Genomic DNA, 2,030 nt, shown 5'->3' with positions numbered 1-2,030 from the left:
GAAGAAGCTCCCTTGCTTTCCCCAGCAAGTTCTTCGAGACGTTGGCAATTGCTTTTACTCTCGGCAAAAACTCCCACAGCGCTAGAAACGGCAAGCCAGAATTTAGCAAAATTTTTCCAAGAGAATCCCGACAAGAAACTGCCAGATATTGCCTACACCTTACAAGTCGGACGGCGAGAATTTCCTTACCGTCGCGCTGTCGTTGCGGAAAATCGAGAAAGCGCGATCGCCGTAAGCGGCGCTGGGCTTTGCCCAATCGCAACTTTAACGAACGGTGCAATGTCGGCAACCCCTGCGTTGGATAATCCCCCCGTCGTTTTTCTCTTTCCCGGACAGGGTTCTCAGCATATCAATATGGCACGGGAGGTTTATGAAAGCGAACCTTTATTTCGCCAAGAGTGCGATCGCTGTTTCGAGATTTTGCAAGGCTATCTCGATACCGATCTGCGCCAACTCCTCTATCCTACAGAAGAACCCCGAAAAGAAGCCAAAAACACTCTCAAACAAACCGCGATCGCTCAACCTATCCTCTTCGCGATCGAATACGCCCTCGCACGCTTATGGATGGCTTGGGGAGTGCGTCCGGCGGCATTACTAGGTCACAGTATCGGAGAGTACGTTGCGGCTTGTTTAGCGGGCATATTTTCCCTCGAACAGGCTCTAGCTATTGTTGCCCTTCGCGGTCGCCTGATGCAAGACTGTACGGGTGGAGCCATGCTCTCGGTAGAATTGGGAGCGCAGGAAGTTGAAAGTTATTTGGGAACCGAGCTAACTCTAGCGGTGAGTAACACTCCGGAGTTAAGTGTCATTTCCGGGTCTTACAAAGCCCTAGAAGCCCTGAAAAAGCGGTTAAACGAGGAGGGGATTGCCTGTCGTTCTTTGCATACGTCTCACGCCTTTCACTCACCTTTGATGGAAGCCGCGATCGCACCCTTGGTTCAATATTTAGAAAATGTTTCGCTTCACCCCCCTCAAATTCCCCTCATTTCCAATCTTACGGGGGTGCAACTGACCCCAGAGCAAGCTACAGACCCGAAATACTGGGGACAGCATTTGCGCCAAACCGTGCGTTTTTCTGAAGGAGTCAGGGAATTATTGCGCGACGAGACTTCAGTTTTCCTAGAAGTTGGATCGGGAAAAACACTCAGCACTTTAGTCAAACAGCAAGGAAACGAACGAGTTATTATTTCTTCTCTCCCCCATCCGAAAGACCCGATCTCCCCGGCAAAATGTTTGTTAGGCGCTCTCGGTCGCCTTTGGTTGGCAGGAGTTGAGGTGGACTGGTCGGGATTTTATCGGGACGAGAAGCGCGATCGCCTTTCCTTACCCACTTATCCTTTCGAGCGACAACGCTATTGGGTCGATCCTCCCACTACGGTATCCCAACCGACCGCAACACCACAAAAATCTACCAAGAAATCCCCGGTATTAGAACATTTGTACGCGCCGCAATGGACCCTCGCTCCTTTGGAAACGGGATCGGAAAATCAGGCACAATTAGCGCGAGTGCTGGTTTTGTGCGATCGTTGCCATTTGGGAGAGCATTTAGTGCAGCAGTTGCGGAGTCAATTCCGACGGCGATCGCCGTCGGAATTGGCGATCGCTTTACCCGATACGGTCAAAAGGCTTATGCGATCGATCCCCGTTCTTCGGAAGATTACGAAGCCTTATTTGCCGATCTGCGCGATCGCGATCGGTTACCCACTCATCTCGTCCATCTGTGGACGATCGACCCGGAGGGCTATTCTCACAAGGGATTGACGGACATCGATCGCGCTCAAGATTTGGGCTTTTTCAGTTTGCTCGAAATTGTGCGAACGGCGGGGAAATACAAATGGAGTCAACCTTTGCATATTCACGTCGTTACTAACAATATGCAGGCCGTAACCCCTGATGAGAGCGTGTATCCCGAGCGCGCTACCGTACTGGGGGCAGTGAAGGTTATTCCCCTAGAATATCCTAAATTTGTCTGTCGCAGTATCGATTTCGATCTCTTGGCGTTAGAGGATAGCGATCGCGCTGCTGAGCTA

General features: G+C 51.0%; 1 protein-coding gene and 1 pseudogene. Both read left to right on the top strand.

Going from position 1 to position 2,030, the window contains the following annotated elements:
- Positions 1-12 precede the first annotated feature (12 nt).
- Positions 13-1,164: pseudogene (locus tag G3T18_RS24460) on the top strand (acyltransferase domain-containing protein); the annotation flags it as partial.
- 287 nt (positions 1,165-1,451) lie between these two features.
- The coding region (locus G3T18_RS25920) for a hypothetical protein (RefSeq protein ID WP_397334005.1) at positions 1,452-2,030 on the top strand (579 nt) is incomplete at its 3' end.

Source organism: Oscillatoria salina IIICB1, assembly GCF_020144665.1.
Lineage (GTDB): Bacteria > Cyanobacteriota > Cyanobacteriia > Cyanobacteriales > SIO1D9 > IIICB1.
Note: the sequence above shows the minus strand (reverse complement) of the source record. Positions and strands in the feature narration are given on the sequence as shown.